This is a genomic window from Pectobacterium brasiliense (genome assembly GCF_013449685.1).
Taxonomy (GTDB): domain Bacteria; phylum Pseudomonadota; class Gammaproteobacteria; order Enterobacterales; family Enterobacteriaceae; genus Pectobacterium; species Pectobacterium brasiliense_A.
The window spans coordinates 1-1,053 of sequence record NZ_JACDSF010000080.1 but is presented as its reverse complement, the minus strand read 5'-3'; the positions used below and the strand labels follow the sequence as shown (position 1 = coordinate 1,053).

Below are 1,053 nucleotides of genomic sequence, written 5' to 3'. Positions count from 1 at the left end.
TTTTTATACAGGCCAACCTGTTCGGTACTGGCAATCCCGGTGGTATCTGACCGAAATTTTTCGACGACGGTGTTAAAAATACCGGAACCGGGCATCAGGCTGGAAAGCATTCCGGCCAGTGAGGTGCCTTTTGAGGCCAAATCCAGCCCGGCTTTGCTTTTGAATCCGCCGGCGTCGGTAAACGATTTTCCCGCCGTCAATGATAAAGTCTCTGCCACGGCACCCACCTTATTGATATCATCGGCGAATTGCTCCACACCGGGCTCGCCCACTTTGGCCGATTCCTTTTTCATGAATTTACCGCTGTTGGCCATCAGGCTGAACAACCCGCCCAGCAATCCGAGCCCCTGACCGCCTATTGTCAGGTTCATATTGCCGCCTACCCGGTGCTGGTGATGTTGACCGATTTCGGTACTGCGGTTATCGCCAATACTTTCCACCTTGCTGGCATCGACCCGCGTCGTCATGTCGTGCAATATCTTGACCGACATGTCTTTCTGGGCATGAAGATGGATGTTCTCTCGCCCTGATTCGTCTTCAAAAGACAGTTCGTTATAGCCATCTCCCTGATGCGTATCGGAGCGAATAACCATCTTGGTCTTATGCTCCGGCAACGTATACGGTGAGGGGTTGGTGGCATGGAAAGTTCTGCCTGTCACAATCGGCTGGTCCGGGTCGCCTTCGAGAAAGCTGACAATCACTTCATGGCCGATGCGTGGGATGGCTATCAGGCCATATTGGCCGCCCGCCCAGCCCTGGCTGACGCGTACCCAGCAGGAGCTCTGGTCGTCGCTGGAGCCGTAGCGGTCCCACGGGAATTGCAGTTTGATTCTGCCGTATTCGTCGCAGTAGATTTCTTCCCCCGCCGGGCCCACTACGGTCGCAATTTGCGGGCCATCGACCATCGGCTTGTACGGCAGGTCGGCACGCCAGGTGGTTTTGGCACTGATGACCTCAAAGCTGTTGCTGTAGGTCGTGGGTTCGCCGCCGCTTTCTTCTTCCAGCGCCTGCGGCTGTTGCCCACTGTGGGTGATGGCAACCAGTTGCCAGCCA

The 1,053-nt window shown here is 55.8% G+C and carries 1 protein-coding gene; it reads right to left on the bottom strand.

Translation table 11 applies throughout. From position 1 onward, the window contains the following. A partial coding sequence (gene tssI / locus H0248_RS22295; protein ID WP_257981578.1) for a type VI secretion system tip protein TssI/VgrG occupies positions 1-1,053 on the bottom strand: 1,053 nt, incomplete at both ends.